Origin of the sequence: Saliphagus sp. GCM10025317 (genome assembly GCF_042663665.1) — an archaeon.
Lineage (GTDB): Archaea > Halobacteriota > Halobacteria > Halobacteriales > Natrialbaceae > Natronosalvus.
In genome coordinates this window covers 265,013-279,338 of sequence record NZ_JBHTAQ010000007.1, presented here as the reverse complement: position 1 = coordinate 279,338, position 14,326 = coordinate 265,013, and the positions used below count along the sequence as shown (strand labels likewise).

General features: G+C 63.3%; 12 protein-coding genes and 2 tRNA genes. 10 read left to right on the top strand and 4 right to left on the bottom strand.

What is annotated here, in order from left to right:
- The first annotated feature begins 16 nt into the window (after positions 1–16).
- From ACFQS4_RS15950 to ACFQS4_RS15940, 3 genes are all read left to right on the top strand, one after another.
- On the top strand, positions 17–448 hold the full coding sequence (locus tag ACFQS4_RS15950; RefSeq protein ID WP_254158560.1) for a histone: 432 nt from the start codon (positions 17–19) through the stop codon (positions 446–448).
- Positions 449–452: 4 nt separating this feature from the next.
- Positions 453–1,466 (top strand): histone deacetylase family protein, encoded by a 1,014-nt coding sequence (locus tag ACFQS4_RS15945; RefSeq protein ID WP_500194251.1) that lies wholly within the window; start codon positions 453–455, stop codon positions 1,464–1,466.
- Between the two features lie 106 nt (positions 1,467–1,572).
- Entirely contained in the window at positions 1,573–2,226 is a 654-nt protein-coding gene (locus ACFQS4_RS15940) for a DUF6517 family protein (protein ID WP_500194248.1), read from the top strand.
- Between the two features lie 61 nt (positions 2,227–2,287).
- Here the strand turns inward: ACFQS4_RS15940 and cca are convergent, their stop codons facing one another.
- Positions 2,288–3,712 carry a CCA tRNA nucleotidyltransferase gene (cca, locus tag ACFQS4_RS15935; RefSeq protein ID WP_500194246.1) on the bottom strand — a complete coding sequence of 475 codons (1,425 nt, stop codon included), beginning with the start codon at positions 3,710–3,712 and terminating at the stop codon, positions 2,288–2,290.
- Between the two features lie 229 nt (positions 3,713–3,941).
- Here cca and ACFQS4_RS15930 point away from each other — a divergent pair.
- From ACFQS4_RS15930 to ACFQS4_RS15920, 3 genes are all read left to right on the top strand, one after another.
- Positions 3,942–4,014, top strand: a tRNA-Asn gene (locus tag ACFQS4_RS15930).
- 136 nt (positions 4,015–4,150) lie between these two features.
- Positions 4,151–4,738, top strand: a complete 588-nt coding sequence (locus ACFQS4_RS15925) for a MogA/MoaB family molybdenum cofactor biosynthesis protein (protein WP_500194243.1) — start codon at positions 4,151–4,153, stop codon at positions 4,736–4,738.
- A 77-nt stretch (positions 4,739–4,815) separates the two neighbouring features.
- A tRNA-Ile gene (locus ACFQS4_RS15920) sits at positions 4,816–4,890 on the top strand.
- A 132-nt stretch (positions 4,891–5,022) separates the two neighbouring features.
- On the opposite strand, the gene ACFQS4_RS15915 is transcribed toward ACFQS4_RS15920, so the two are convergent.
- Positions 5,023–6,276, bottom strand: coding sequence for a sulfatase (locus ACFQS4_RS15915; RefSeq protein WP_500194241.1), 1,254 nt, complete (start codon positions 6,274–6,276; stop codon positions 5,023–5,025).
- A gap of 110 nt (positions 6,277–6,386) precedes the next feature.
- Here ACFQS4_RS15915 and ACFQS4_RS15910 point away from each other — a divergent pair, with 110 nt between their 5' ends.
- Complete coding sequence (locus ACFQS4_RS15910; RefSeq protein WP_500194239.1) at positions 6,387–6,632, top strand: hypothetical protein; 246 nt, start codon at positions 6,387–6,389, stop codon at positions 6,630–6,632.
- A gap of 153 nt (positions 6,633–6,785) precedes the next feature.
- Positions 6,786–7,265 (top strand): DUF411 domain-containing protein, encoded by a 480-nt coding sequence (locus tag ACFQS4_RS15905; protein ID WP_500194236.1) that lies wholly within the window; start codon positions 6,786–6,788, stop codon positions 7,263–7,265.
- A 535-nt stretch (positions 7,266–7,800) separates the two neighbouring features.
- Here ACFQS4_RS15905 and ACFQS4_RS15900 read toward each other — a convergent pair.
- Both ACFQS4_RS15900 and ACFQS4_RS15895 read right to left on the bottom strand, forming a co-directional pair.
- On the bottom strand, positions 7,801–8,046 hold the full coding sequence (locus ACFQS4_RS15900) for a hypothetical protein (RefSeq protein WP_500194234.1): 246 nt from the start codon (positions 8,044–8,046) through the stop codon (positions 7,801–7,803).
- Between the two features lie 6 nt (positions 8,047–8,052).
- A complete protein-coding gene (locus ACFQS4_RS15895) occupies positions 8,053–8,184 on the bottom strand; it encodes a hypothetical protein (protein WP_500194232.1) in 132 nt (43 codons plus the stop codon).
- Between the two features lie 355 nt (positions 8,185–8,539).
- Here ACFQS4_RS15895 and ACFQS4_RS15890 point away from each other — a divergent pair, with 355 nt between their 5' ends.
- Together ACFQS4_RS15890 and ACFQS4_RS15885 are read left to right on the top strand one after the other, a co-directional pair.
- Positions 8,540–12,274: a type II/IV secretion system ATPase subunit gene (locus tag ACFQS4_RS15890; protein WP_500194229.1), complete on the top strand. Its 3,735-nt coding sequence runs from the start codon at positions 8,540–8,542 to the stop codon at positions 12,272–12,274.
- Complete coding sequence (locus ACFQS4_RS15885; protein WP_500194227.1) at positions 12,271–14,325, top strand: type II secretion system F family protein; 2,055 nt, start codon at positions 12,271–12,273, stop codon at positions 14,323–14,325. The genes ACFQS4_RS15890 and ACFQS4_RS15885 overlap by 4 nt, the downstream gene beginning before the upstream one ends.
- Position 14,326 lies beyond the last annotated feature (1 nt).

Here is a 14,326-nt window from a genome sequence, read left to right as displayed (position 1 = left end):
CTTCGGCTATCTGTGTATGAACGTCGAACTCCCGTTCGCTCCGGTGGACACGATAATTCGACGGAACGCGGGGGACCTTCGGGTGAGCGCCGGTGCAGCAGAGGAACTGGCCAGGGAGATTCAGGCCCACGGCGCCCGGCTGGCGATCGACGCGGCCGAGCGAGCGACCGCAGACGGCCGGAAGACGCTGATGGCCGAGGACTTCGAGGTCGAAACCGTCGTCGACAAGGACGACCTCGAGTTGCCGGTCGCCCCGGTCGACCGGATCGCGCGCATCGACATCGACGAACACTATCGCGTCTCCATGGACGCCCGCATCGCGCTCGCGGACATTCTCGAGGACTACGCCGACAACGTCGCTCGAGCAGCGGCGACACTCGCTCATCACGCCGACCGCCGGACGATCACGGCCGACGACATCGAGACGTACTTCGCGCTCTTCCAGTAATCACATGCGCTTTGGGTACAGCTCCACCTGCCTCGAACACGACCCTGGCCCGCGCCACCCGGAGACGCCGGACCGCCTCCGGGCGATTCGCGAGGGACTGAAGCGGAAACACGGCGTCGAGTACGTCAACGTCGATCCGCTCTCGATAGACACCATCGCCGCGATCCACGACCGCTCGTATCTCGAGGAGGTTCGCGAGTTCTGTGCCGACGGCGGCGGCAGCTGGGACCCGGACACGAGCGCCGTCGAGGAAACGTGGGACGCGGTCCGGACCAGCGCCGGCCTCGCGTGCTGGGCCGCCGAACGCGCGCTCGAGGGCGACGACGGTCGAAAGACACCCTTCTCGCTGGGGCGGCCGCCGGGGCACCACGCCGTCTACGACGACGCGATGGGGTTCTGTTTCGTCAACAACGTCGCGGTCGCGGCCCAGTACGCCATCGACGAATACGACGTCGACCGCGTCGCGATCATCGACTGGGACGTCCACCACGGCAACGGAACGCAGGACCTGTTCTACGAGCGCGACGACGTGTTCTTCGTTTCGCTCCACGAGGAGGGGCTGTATCCCGGGACGGGCGACGTCGACGAGACCGGAACCGACGCAGGCGAGGGGACAACCATGAACGTCCCAATGCCCGCCGGCGCCCACGACGGCGACTACCTCGAGGCGCTCGACGGCGTCATCGCCCCGGCGCTCGAGGCCTACGACCCCGGACTCGTCCTCACGAGCGCCGGCTTCGACGCCCACCGCCACGACCCCATTTCGCGCGTTCGCCTGTCGACCGAAGCGTACGCACTCATGACCGATCGGCTCCGCACGCTGACCGAAGACGTCGACGCCGCCCTCGCGTTCGTCCTTGAGGGGGGCTACGGCCTGGAAGTGCTCGCCGACAGCGTCGCGCTGGTCCACGAGACGTTCGACGGGCGCGACCCGCTCGGCCCGGACGACCCGGTGAGCGACGACGTCGCCGCGCTGCTCGAGGAGGTACGCGATGCACACGGCCTTGAGCTCGAGTAGCGCCACGGGAACCGATCGGTTCACCGGTGAGAATCGGATCGTGCCACTCGAGCGACTGGATAGAAGCCAACACACTCATTAGAACTGACTCGCCAGGTAGTACACGATGAATCGTAGAGACGTGCTCGCAGGGACCGGTGTCGTCGGTCTCGCGAGTCTCTCGGGGTGTCTGGGTGTACTGGGACTCGACGAACACGAATCGGCGCCGGCCGGCGTCGACCAGTCGGTGCTCGAGGACACTGGCTACCAGGAAATCAGGACCAAACCGTTGGGCGTCGACGAGAACGTCGACCTGCTCCTCTACAGCGAAACGGTGACCGTGACGAACTACCTGACGGAGTACGACAAGAGCGTCGACCTCGGCCCCCTGGGGAGTCTGCGCGCGGCCGTTTTCAACGTAATAACGACGCCGCAGGTCGACGTCCTCGGGCAGGAACTCAACCCGATCGAGGAAATGTCGACGGAGGATGTCATGGAGCTCGTCAAGAACAACTACGACGGGTTTGGTGACGTCACCCACGAAGCCGACGAGTCGGTGTCGGTACTCGAACAGGAGACGACGATGTCACGGTTCAGCGCGAGCGCCAAGTTCGACGGCGTCGACCTCGACGTGTTCATCCACGTCACCGAAGCGATCCAGACCAGCGAGGACCACCTCGTGGCGATCGGTGTCTACCCGGAACAGACTCAGGGGCGAGAGGAGGCAAACGTGTTCTCGCTCGTCGAGGGCGTCATCGAGGACGCAGGCGACGCCGAGTGAGACGACGACGGCTGAGACGGCGACGACTGAGACGGCGCCGAGGGAGTCGACGCCGAATCGATCACGGCGTCGGTTCGAAGTACGCCCGTAACGCCGTCCCGAACTCCTCGAGCAACGCGCTCACGTCGGGTCCGACCAGCACTTCGTACTCGTCCTCGAGTGCCGTCTCGACGTGGGCGCCGAGTCCGACGTCCAGCAGTCGGTCACTCTCGAGGAACGAAACGGCGTCGGTGAACTCCCGGTCGCGTTCGACGACGTACCGGGCACCGTCGATGAACGGGCCGTACACCGTCTCGTCGTCCGCGTAGGCGTCGTAGAACCCTTCGGCGTGGTCCCTGACGTGAACCGGCGGCCCCTCGTGGCGCTCGACGGCCGGGCGCTCGGCGACGGCGAGTTCGACGAGGAGAACGGCGCTCGCGTCGGCGAACGCCTCGACTCTGAGGACGTCGAACTCGCGACGCTCGAGACCGCTTACGATGCCGTCGAGGGACTTCTGGAGCTGTGGATAGAGCTGATCGTCGACGAGGGGAGGGGTATCGAATCGGATCGCGACGGGCGTCGTCTCGCGTCGGTCGAGGTGGGCCGCGAGTTCGTCGGACTCGAGCGGCTCCGGTTCGTCCGGTTCGAACAGCTCGATTCGGGGCGACTCGAGCACCTCGCGAGCGTAGTGCTGGAACCGGGCGACGTTCGCCGCCGAGCACACTGCGGCGACGTTGCGTTCGGGATCAGTCGGGTCGATGACGACGAGCGGGTCGTCGAACGTCGCTCGGCCGTGGTCTTCGGGATCGAGTTCGACCGGTGGGCGCCAGTCGGCCGCCGCCTCGAGCAGGGGCCGAAAGCCGCCGTACTCGACGACGAGCAACTCGGTCAGGTAGCCGCTGAATCCCTTCGTCCGGAGGTTCGATCCGTACGCGCCGATCGCCTTCAGAAACTGCTTGGCGAGACGAACGTCGTCGGCGGTCTCGTCGTCGAGACGAGCCTCGAGATACTGGTTGTGAAAGGGGGTCCGGTCGACCGACGAGCGGATGTCGGTAGCGGCGTCGAGTCGAAAACAGGGGACGACGTCCACGTCGAACCCGTCATACTCGCCCGTGACGTAGGGGTGTTCGGCGTACTCCTCGTGGCCCTCCGGGAGCGTCTCGTGGCCAACCTCGAGCCCGTAGGTCTCGAGTGTCTCGCGGTCGAGCGACGGTGGAAAGCGGACGAAGACATCGATGTCGCGGTCGCCGCTGATCCACGTATCGCGTGCCGTAGATCCAACCTGGACGACGTCGGCGTCCGGACAGCGGTCGGTTCCCGCGGCGGTCGCTCGAGTGAGAAGTTCCTCGGCAGCCGCGTGCATGGTCGCGCGTTCGACGTCGTCGGGGCTGATCCGCTCCAGGACGCGCTCGGTGACGGCCTCGAGTGCGGCGTTCCTCGCGCCCGCGTCGCCGGGCTTCCCGTTAGCCCCGTGTTCGGGTTCGCCCTCCCCCGTATCGTCGCTCATACGGGGGACGTACTCGAGCGACGGCCGAAAGGGTATCGAAGGACAACGCGCGCTCGTTGGAGGGTGACGGCGAGCGCGCGTGCGACAGCGAACGTGGGGCGAAGACGAGGACGAGGTCGGATGCGAGGACAAGGGAGAAGTGAACCCGTGTGCGACGTGAACTCGGGGCACGACTCGGGGAAAAGCGAAAGCCCTATCAAATCGACCCGACAACCAGCAGATGCCCCAAGCCGAAGTAGCTCAGTTGGTAGAGCACCTCGCTGTTAACGAGGCGGTCCCAGGTTCGAGTCCTGGCTTCGGCGCCTTCTCTCGCAATCACACTCGCGCTCGCGGAGTACCCACGCCGTGATGCGAGGACGCGACCGCGCTTCGCGAACAGCGATCGCAACACCGTTCTCGAGGAATGGCTATTAGTTCCCGCCCACCGGAGAGACGCCCATGTCGACACCCGCCGACAGACGAACGACCGACGACGACGGACACGACGTCATCGATCCGCTGCACGTAGGAATCGTCACCGTCTCGTCCTCGAGAGCCGCGAGCGACGAGCCGGATCCAGACGACCCCGGCGGCGACACCATCCAGGAGTGTTTCGAGGGCGAAGGTCACGAGGTCCGAGCCCGCGAGCTCGTCCGCGACGACTACGCGGCGATCCGGACGGCCGTCAGGAGTCTGGTCGTCCAGCCCGGGATCGACGTCGTGCTCACGACCGGCGGAACGGGCGTCACCGCCGACGACGTCTCCCCGGACGCGGCCTCGGCGCTCTTCGAACGCGACCTGCCAGGGTTTGGCGAGCTCTTCCGGTCGCTCTCGTGGGACGAGGTCGGCACGCGAGCGATGGCCTCGCGAGCGACGGCGGGGATCGCCGCGGACACGCCCGTGTTCTGCCTCCCGGGGAGTACGAACGCCTGTCGAACGGCCTGCGAGCAGTTGATCGTCCCCGAGGCGCCCCACCTCGCGGGACTGGCGACGAAACATCGCGCCGGGACGGGCACGCAGACGCTCGCGGATTTCGACGGGGAGTGAGGAGACGGTACTCGAAGCTCGAGGCGACCCCGGACAACAAGCGTTAATTAGCCTGCCCGTTTTCCCCCGATTGAAAGGGGCCCTTAGCTCAGTCTGGTTAGAGCGCTCGGCTCATAACCGAGTGGTCGATGGTTCGAATCCGTCAGGGCCCATCCAGAGACCACACGATTCCCAACCAACGTCTCTACAGGGGACAGCGCTTGTGTCTCGTCTGTGACCGTAACTAGCGATTGGCCATCGAGCCGTCGCTAAATTTCCCGGAACCGCCTGGTGATCCAGTCCGCTCAGACTTTGCTGCCGATCGGTAGCTCGTCGACGCCGCGGATTATTCGTTCGCGCTCTCGTTTGGCTTCCTCCCAGTCGTCGACCAGCTGGCGACCGATTCCGCGCAGTTCCTCGTTGTCCAGTTGCTCGTCTTCGTTACCTGGCAGTGCGTGGAGGAATTCCTCGCCGTCGTGTCGTCTGCCGAACTTCCAGTTCTTCCCACGGATGCAGGTCGTCGGGTCTCTGTTCCGCGTGACCACCCACGGCTCCGTCAGCGCTTCGTAGTCCTCGCCCGCTGCCAGCGTCGAGACGAGTTCCGGGAGGCGCCGCAGAGAGAACGGTTCCGTCACGGTGTCGTTCGGCCCGTTCCCGACGACCAGCGGGACGTGAGCGAGTTCCTCGTGAGGATACCCGCCGTGGCCGTATCGTCCGTGTTCGCCGAAGAGCTCGCCGTGATCTGCGTGAACGATGAGCAACGGATCGTCGTCCATCTCCTTGAGGTCGTTCACGAGCCGCGAGAGGAACGCGTCGGTGTGTCGCACGGTGTCTTCGTACGCGTCCAGAAGCGCCGCGCGGAACCGCTCGTCGAACCAGTCCGGTCGCCCGGCGTACATCCACATGTTCGCCAGGTACGTCATCAGTCGCGAGCGCGAGCGATACTCGTCACTGGGAATGTACGGAAGGTGGGGGTCTACCAGAAACGCCCACGCGAAGTACGGGTCGTCCGTACGCTCGAGCCACGTGGTTATCTCGTCGTAGTAGTTCTCCCACGACATGAACATGTCCTGACCCTGCCACCAGTTGAGCGCCTGGGCGAGCGCGTAGCGAGCGGAGTTTTCCGGCCGCCCGCCTTCGATGAGCCCCTTCGAGAGGTCCTCGTCCATGAAGTCCTCGAAGTGATCGAAGCCGGCGTCGAACCCGAAGTAGCGAGAGGTCCACGGGTTCGCGGTGAATCCTGCGGTCTCGTAACCGGCCGCCGACATCCGTTCGGCGAGCGTTCGCTGTGATCGGAGATGCGCTCGGATGTGCTCTCGCATCTGAGATTTGGTGATTTCGGTGCTACCCGGTCGCTCGACCGCGTGTTCGCCGGTCATGAACGTCGTCGCCGACTCGTGGGTTGCAGGCCCCGTCGCGATCGCGTTCTCGAACGCGAGGCCGTCGTCTGCGAGGCGCTTCAACGTCGGCATCGCGTCCGACAGGTCGTCTGCATAGCTACAGTAGTCGAGTCGAAGACTGTCGACCGTGACGAGTATGACGTTCCGTTGATCTCCCATTACTGTCGCTACGGTCTATGGTCTCCCCAATCAACGTTTGGTATTCTACGGAGGCGCTATGATGGCTTATACACCCGATAATAATACGCTTCGCAGTCTAACTCACGCTAATGAGTTCGGACCACGCTGCGCTAGAACGCGACGAACGCGAGTCGATAACCCTTCCGTCGGAACTCGTCTCCAGGATCGAAACTCGGCTCCCCAGAAGCGACTTCGACTCCGCCGACGAGTACGTCGCGTTCGTCATGCAGGAAGTGCTCACTTCCGTCGAAGCCGAAACCGAGACGGACGAATACGAGGGGGCGGCCCAGGACGAAGTCGAAGCACGACTCGAGTCGCTGGGCTATCTCGAGTAACGATCCGATCGGCGCTCTTTTCGGGTTCGGGTACCCGATTCGCCCGCTCGTTTGCGGGTGACGCAACCATCGGCAATCGGGCAATTCTCGTTCGTCTGGAAGTATCGACACAGAAATGGCTCTCGAGAGACCAATGGAGTACGAATGAGAGAGATGTCGAGACGCGCGGCTTTGCTGGCCGGCGGGAGTGCACTCGCCGTTGCGCTGGCAGGGTGCCTGAGCGATGGAACTGACGAGTGGGAGACGGACGAAGCAATTGCGGTGACCGCCGCGACGATGTACAAAGGGCCGAATTGTAACTGCTGTGACGTCTACGCGGAGTATCTCGACGACTCACTCACGACTGACCTGGAGACAGTCGTTCCCGACGACCTCGAGGCTTTCAAGGCTGATCGCGGAATCAAACCCGACCTTCGAAGCTGTCACACCCTCGAATTGGACGACTACCTCGTCGAAGGTCACGTTCCAGCCGAAACCATCGCCACGCTGTTCGAAGATGAACCCGATATCGCTGGAATCGCGTTTCCGGGAATGCCGTCCGGGTCGCCGGGGATGGGCGGGGAGAAAGACGGAACGTGGCCGGTGTACGAAATTCGGTTCGGAGGGGACTCGGCGGTATATACCGAGCTGTGAACGGCCGGTAATCCAGCCCCCTCGAACGAGCGCTGTAAATCGAGCAGCGACGCGATCCGGTCGGTTCTAACGTCCAGGGCACGAACCTGGAGAGACCAGACGCTGGCAGGGCCCTCGAGCGGTACTCGTCACTCCATTATCTCGAAGTCGCGACTGCCACAGGGACACGCGTCCGTCCCAATCGGGCGAATTCGTCCGCCCTCACAGACGATCGCCGCGTGGGAGGATCCACACTCGACGCAGATCGCGACCACTCTGTTCGACCCGTCTCCCCTTCGAGCCATAGCTCATCATACTCGGCCGCGCATATTCAAACCCCTTTATCGGTAATTCGAAAATCGGTCGAGAGAGAACGGCAGTCTCGTCGGATGCCGGGCCCCGGAGCCTGGGGGGTCGACGGTCGCCTCGAGGAAGTAGCACACTACCGGCCACTGCTTCGCGTCGATTGCGTCGAACGCGAGTTCGATCACCCGACCGGGGCGAGTCCAACCATCCAGCCCGTGACGCATATCACTCGTGTACGAGGATCGTTCGACTACCTGCTTTTCGACCGGCTCGACCAGTAGAGCGGGATCAGGAGGACGAGAAACACCGATCCCATCGCCGCGATCGAGATCCAGATGACGCCGATGATCTGTTCGTCGAGGTAGCCCGCGATCTCGAGCAACCAGAGGAGGCTGTAGACGGTGGTCACGATCACGATGGTGATGTAGACGCGAAGGAAGAGCCCGGCGGCGTGATAGAGGACCGTTTTCGAGGGGATGAAGGAAGTGTGCTGCATGGTGTGTTAGAAGATGGCTCCGAACTCGGCGGCGAGGATGATCGTCCCGACGAGCGCGATCCCGACGGCGACCGTCGAGAGGACGAGTATCCACCACGCGAGCGGACTGAGTTCGTCGCGAAGACGAGGAAGTGCCATAATGCCTGCTCTGGTGAGAGACGGCCGCATCCAATAATAAAATGAGCGGTTTGTTCAGCCGATGAACGTGTTCGGCGATCAGAACTCATGAGACTGGACGAACGGGACCCGTCGGTCCCACTCCCTGACGAATCGTCGACTGTCAGTCGCAAATGATAGTATTTTAACGTTAACCACAAGACAAAAATAAACGGGGTCGAAACGGGCGGTAGATACAGTGGAGGTGCTGACATGCGCGTGAGACCGAGACAATCGACGGGGCGCGAGACAGTGACACGGACGGCGTCGCTCGAGATTATCAGAAGTGGTAATTTCTGGATGAAACTTTTGATGGATGAGAGATTGGAGGGAGTCAATGGCTACTGAGGACGTCGACCAGACCGATCCGGGTGCAGTCACTGAGGGTGGTGACTCGGGATCGGCGTCGGGGTCGAATACACAGACGACACACGAGCCGACTCGAGGTGCCGATGTTCGGGTCGGAGCGTACACGTGGGCCGATTTCATGACGGAGTACGGTTACGAGGACGAAATCTCGATTCTCTATCCCCACGGGGTGAGCGGTCCTGACGACCAGCTCGGGCTCGATACCGACGGCTCGGCGGAGTCGACCGCACCCTACGGTGCCGACTGGGAGCGCGTCGAGTTCGATCCGGAGCCGCACCTGGGCTACGATCCGGACGAACTGCCTGACCTGATCGGCGAGGTTTTTCAGCCGAACGGGGACCGTCTCCAGGACATCTTTCTCACCTACGTCGACCCCGAAACCACCCCGGTTCTGAAGGACTTCTACACCTGGGAACACTACAAGTGGGAGTACTACTACGACGAGGACGGCAGTCGCCCCCGCGACGGGTCGGGCGAAATCGAGTCGTTCGACGAGGAGGAGGCGCTCGGGTTCGACCCGGACGACATCCGCCAGAAGCTCCACCAGGGCGGGCAGGCCGCGATGGAACTCGACGACGTCGTCGAGGAGCGGACGGTCAACGTCAGCGAGGACCTCGACGAAGACAAGTTCTTCTCGACGGAGATCGGCGACACGACGGTCGTCAACCGGTACGACCTCGAGAAGGCGGTTCCGTTCGCCAAGAAGCGCCACTACCGCGAGGTCGAGCGCTACTGGGTGAACAAACCCTACGCGTTCGTCATCATCTTCCACTCCGAGAAGGAAAACGAGAAGAAGTACTACGCCGTCGAGCCCCACCTGAATCCGATCGAAGAGGAGCTACGGGATTTCCTCGGCGGGAAGTTGCGGACGGCGATCAAGTACTCCGACGACGGGATCAAACACACCGCCGACCTGGACGGCCGCCGCGAGGTCATCGAGGAGGAAACCCGTCGGCTGCTGAAACGCTACGACCTGTTCGAGAAGTCGAGCGGGAAGACCACGAAGGGGATCATCGAATCCCTGCGAACGCTGCTCGAGGACGAGGACGAGACGCCGACGGCGGCCGACCTCTACCTCGAGGGCACGGCGGCCAGGCCGGAGCCGGCGATTCTCGAGGACGACCCGGACACGCTGACCGAGTACCAGGTCGAGAAACTGCTCTACCTTCTGAAGCGAAACTTCCTCGGCTACGAGCGGATCGACCCGATCAAACACGACATCAACGTCGAGGACATCTCCTGTGACGGCTACAACTCGCCGGTGTTCGTCTACCACTCGGGGTACGAACAGGTCATCTCGAACATCTACCACGGCGAGAGCGAACTCGACGACTTCGTCGTCAAACTCGCCCAGCGCTCGGGCAAGGGGATCAGCAAGCGATTGCCGCAGGTCGACACCACCCTCCCCGACGGCTCGCGCGCCCAGTTGACCCTCGGCAAGGAAGTCTCCGACCACGGGACCAACTACACGATCCGACAGTTCAAGGACGTCCCGTTCACCCCGGTCGACCTGATCAACTGGAACACGTTCAGCCTCGACGAGATGGCCTACCTCTGGCTCGCCATCGAGAACCACAAAAGCCTGATCTTCGCCGGTGGGACGGCGTCCGGGAAGACGACCAGCCTGAACGCAGTCTCGCTGTTCATCCCGAGCAATACGAAGATCGTCTCCATCGAGGACACCCGCGAGGTCGAACTCCCACAGCGAAACTGGATCGCCTCCGTCACCCGCCCGTCGTTCGCCGACGACGACCAGGGCGACGTCGACGAGTTCGACCTGCTGCGCGCCGCACTGCGTCAACGTCCCGATTACCTCGTGATGGGTGAGATCCGGGGCGAGGAAGGGCGAACCCTGTTCCAGGTCATGTCCACGGGGCACACGACGTACACGACGTTCCACGCTGACTCCGTCGACGAGGTGCTCAAGCGGTTCACGACGGACCCGATCAACGTCTCGAAGACGATGTTCACGGCGCTGGACCTGGTCTCGATTCAGACCCAGACCCGGGTGCAGGGCCAGAAGGTCCGCCGAAACAAATCGCTCACCGAGATCAACCACTACGAGGCCGAACACGACGAGATCAACGTCCAGGATGTCTACCAGTGGCAGGCCGAGACCGACGAGTACCTCAAGATGGGGGACTCGAACACCTTAGAGGAGATCAAGTTCGACCGCGGCTGGAACGACGAGAAGCTCCGGACCGAGCTGTTCAAGCGGCAGGTCATCCTCGCGTATCTGATCAAGAACGGCCTCAACACGTACTCGGAAGTGGCGGCGACCGTCCAGGCGTTCATCAACGACCAGGAGACCATCCTGACGCTGATCGCCAACGGCCAGCTCGAGAACAGCCTCGAGGACCTCCAGGAGATGGAGAGCGTCTTGATCGACGTCGACCCCGAGAAGGAGGAACTGGTCCCGCGGCCGGACTCGACTACCGAGACGTACAACCTCTCGACGGACATCCTCGAGCGGGCCGAGGAGTCGCTCTTCGAGGAGTATCGGGGACAGATCCCGAGCGGCCTCGCGAGCGCGCTCGGTGACGTCGAGCAGGCGGACCCGATCGAGGTCGACCGGGCCGACGTCGACGACTTCGACTTCGGCGGCGAGGTCGACGAGGACGTCCCGGACGACGAGTGGGACCTCGGCGACGGCTCGAGCGAGTTCGCCTTCGATTCGGGTGACGGTCCCGCGTGGCTGAACGACGACGAGGACTTCGCTACCGGCGACTCGAGCGACGGAGCGGCGGCGGAAGCGTCGTCGACGCCCGCCGATTCGACGAGCGAGACGCCGACGGCTTCGGCGTCCGCGCCGGAACTCGAGGCCGGGCCGGCGGAAGCATCGACGGCTGTGTCGGACGAATCGACGTCTAGCCGCTCCACCGACGAGGTCCAGCCGGCGACTGGGTCCGACGAGACGACGAGCGAGGCGAGTCAGCTGGCGTCCGGTCCCGGCCCCGAAGACGAAAGCGAGGAACTGACGGCTCAGCAGGCAGACACAGGGGCGGCTTCGAGCACTGATCACGGTACGGCAGGGGAGTCGAGCACCACAGCTGACACGTCCGTTGAAGCCGATACGTCAGCTGCGACCGATACGTCTGACACGAACAGCACTTCGACCACAACAACCACGGAGACGACCGAGGAGGGAGACGGCACCCTCGAGGGACTGTTCTCCGACATGGGGTCGACACTCGAGCGCCTCGAGGAGGGGCCGAGCACGGAGACACGGACGGAAACGCACTCCAAACCGGGTCCCGACACGTCGGGATTCGACGCGATGTTCCCGGACCGGGATCTGGACTCGATATTCGGGTCCAGCCCGACGAGTGGCGACGCCGACGGCCCGAGCGACGACGCTGACCCCGATATTGACGGCTCGAGCGACGACACCCCGACGGAAGCCCCCCAGGGGTCGATCTTCGACGAGGACGACGGGTCGATCTTCGACAACGAGAATCAGACCACCGACGCTGGCGCGAGTGACGGCCCGGCCGACTCGAGTACCGGAACGGATACCGTCGACTCGAACGATGGGAACGGCTCGATCTTCGGTGACGAGGGTGGTGATTCGATATTCTCGGACGATGACGACGACGCCAACGGCGGGAGCGACGGGATCAGCGGAAGCGTGTCGGGCTCGATATTCTCCGAGGACGGAGACGACGAGGCGGCTGACGACGACGCGGAGGCAGACGACGCATGAGCCTCCAGTCGAGCGACGGACCGGGCGGCATCGCGAGCAGTTCCGACCTTCTCGGCGAGACGTTCTACCCGCTCTACGACTGGCTGTTCAGTGAGGACAGCCAGTTCGTCTCCGACCTCGAGACGAAACTCGCCCAGGCCAGGATGACCGACACCGTCGAGATGTACCTCTCACGGTCGCTCGGTATCGGATTCATTGCCGGCCTCGTACTCTGGCTCATGGGACTGATGCTGGGGTACGGCCTGTTCGCCACCGGGGTGATCCAGGTCGATACGATCATCGGGTTCCCCGTCAGCAGCGAGACGGTCCTCGCGATTATCGACACGCTGCGGATTCCGACACTGATCGTCACGACGGGCCTGTTCTTCGGGAGCCTCGGGTTTGCCTTCGGCTTCGGTACACTCGTCGCAATTCCGTACTCGCGCGCGTCAACGCGCAAGCGCGAGATCAACATGCTCCTGACGGACGCCGTCTCCTACATGTACGCCCTCTCGGTCGGCGGACTGAACCAGCTCGAGATCCTCGAGGCAATGGCGGAGGCCGACGACACCTACGGCGAGGTTTCGAAAGAGTTCCAGAGCATCGTCCAGGAGACCGAATACTTCGACGTCGATTACCGGACGGCCATCCGAAAGCAGGCAATCGAGACCCCCAGCGACGACCTCTCGCAGTTCCTGACCGACATGCTCTCGATCGTCAACAGCGGCGGCGACATGGAGAGCTTCCTCGAGGACAAGAAGGAAAAACACATGCGAACCGCCAAGCAGGAGCAGGAACTCACCCTCGAGACGCTCGAACTGTTCGGCGAGATGTACATGACACTCTCGCTGTTTCCGCTCCTGTTGATCATCATCCTCGTGATCATGCAGATGGTGCCGGACGCGGACGTCAATCCCAACCTACTGTTCATGTCTGTGTACGGACTGATTCCGCTCACGGGCATGGCCTTCATCGTCCTCGTTTCGACGGTCAAACACGACGAACCCGGCGACGGCTACCTCGGAACGTCGAGTGGGGACAGCCGAATCAAGCACGAGCAGGACCGCGGCCTCCTCAACCTGGGTCTCGTCGAGCAGTACACCGGCGCCCACCGCGTCTTCGACCGGATCAAGAACCGTGAGGGCACCCACGAGACCGTCAAGGTTCTGCAGGCACCGCACCTCTTCTTCCGGGACAACCCACTGTTCACGCTCGCACTGACCGTGCCGGCCGCCCTCGTCGTCGTGACGACGGCGATGGTCAACGGGAGCGCGCCGACCTCGTGGGAAGGGATGAAAGCACGGCCCGTCTGGGGTACGTTCATCTACCTCTACGCGCCGCTTTACATCACGATGGTCCCGCTCTCGGTCTTCCGGGAGTGGAACGTCATCTCGCGAAACGCCGTCGTCAAGACGCTCTCGGAAGACTTACGCAAACTCGCGAGCGCGAACGACACCGGCCTCACGCTCCTCGAGTCGCTCAAGTCCGTCTCCGAAACGACCTCGGGGCGCCTGGCTCGCGAACTCGAGTTGATGCACACCAAGGTCAACTACGGAATGAGCCTCTCGGAGGCGCTCGTCGAGTTCAACAACAAGTACCACATCCCGCGGCTGGCCCGGACGGTCAAGCTCATCACGAAGTCCCAGGAGGCGTCGAACCAGATCTCGGCGGTGTTGCGGACGGCCGCCCGCTCGAGCGAGAATCACGACGACATCGAACGGGAGCGAAAGTCCCGGACGCGGATGCAGGTCGTCATCATCATCATGACGTTCATGACGTTGCTCGCGGTGATCGCCATCCTCCAGACCCAGTTCATCGGGACGATGGCGGGCCTCGAGACGGGTGGCAGCGACGTCGACGCCGGGGCGAACAGCCAGCTCGCGGACGCCAACTTCAGCGAGAACGTCGACATCGATCAGCTGTCGCTGCTGTTCTTCCACGCGGTGACCTTGCAGGCCGTCCTCTCGGGGTTCATCAGCGGCTACATCCGCGATGCCGACCTGCTGAGCGGGTTGAAGTACGTGATCATCCTCTCGACGATCGCCCTCGTCGCCTGGGCGCTGGTGGCCTGAG

What these genes read in the sequence shown, in the direction of transcription:
- ACFQS4_RS15895 (WP_500194232.1), bottom strand. Translation starts at nt 8,184, where the DNA reads ATGGCACTTCCTCGTCTTCGCGACGAACTCAGTCCGCTCGCGTGGTGG.
- ACFQS4_RS15905 (WP_500194236.1), top strand. Translation starts at nt 6,786, where the DNA reads ATGTCGAGACGCGCGGCTTTGCTGGCCGGCGGGAGTGCACTCGCCGTT.
- cca (WP_500194246.1), bottom strand. Translation starts at nt 3,712, where the DNA reads ATGAGCGACGATACGGGGGAGGGCGAACCCGAACACGGGGCTAACGGG.
- ACFQS4_RS15925 (WP_500194243.1), top strand. Translation starts at nt 4,151, where the DNA reads ATGTCGACACCCGCCGACAGACGAACGACCGACGACGACGGACACGAC.
- ACFQS4_RS15910 (WP_500194239.1), top strand. Translation starts at nt 6,387, where the DNA reads ATGAGTTCGGACCACGCTGCGCTAGAACGCGACGAACGCGAGTCGATA.
- ACFQS4_RS15885 (WP_500194227.1), top strand. Translation starts at nt 12,271, where the DNA reads ATGAGCCTCCAGTCGAGCGACGGACCGGGCGGCATCGCGAGCAGTTCC.
- ACFQS4_RS15900 (WP_500194234.1), bottom strand. Translation starts at nt 8,046, where the DNA reads ATGCAGCACACTTCCTTCATCCCCTCGAAAACGGTCCTCTATCACGCC.
- ACFQS4_RS15945 (WP_500194251.1), top strand. Translation starts at nt 453, where the DNA reads ATGCGCTTTGGGTACAGCTCCACCTGCCTCGAACACGACCCTGGCCCG.
- ACFQS4_RS15940 (WP_500194248.1), top strand. Translation starts at nt 1,573, where the DNA reads ATGAATCGTAGAGACGTGCTCGCAGGGACCGGTGTCGTCGGTCTCGCG.
- ACFQS4_RS15950 (WP_254158560.1), top strand. Translation starts at nt 17, where the DNA reads ATGAACGTCGAACTCCCGTTCGCTCCGGTGGACACGATAATTCGACGG.
- ACFQS4_RS15890 (WP_500194229.1), top strand. Translation starts at nt 8,540, where the DNA reads ATGGCTACTGAGGACGTCGACCAGACCGATCCGGGTGCAGTCACTGAG.
- ACFQS4_RS15915 (WP_500194241.1), bottom strand. Translation starts at nt 6,276, where the DNA reads ATGGGAGATCAACGGAACGTCATACTCGTCACGGTCGACAGTCTTCGA.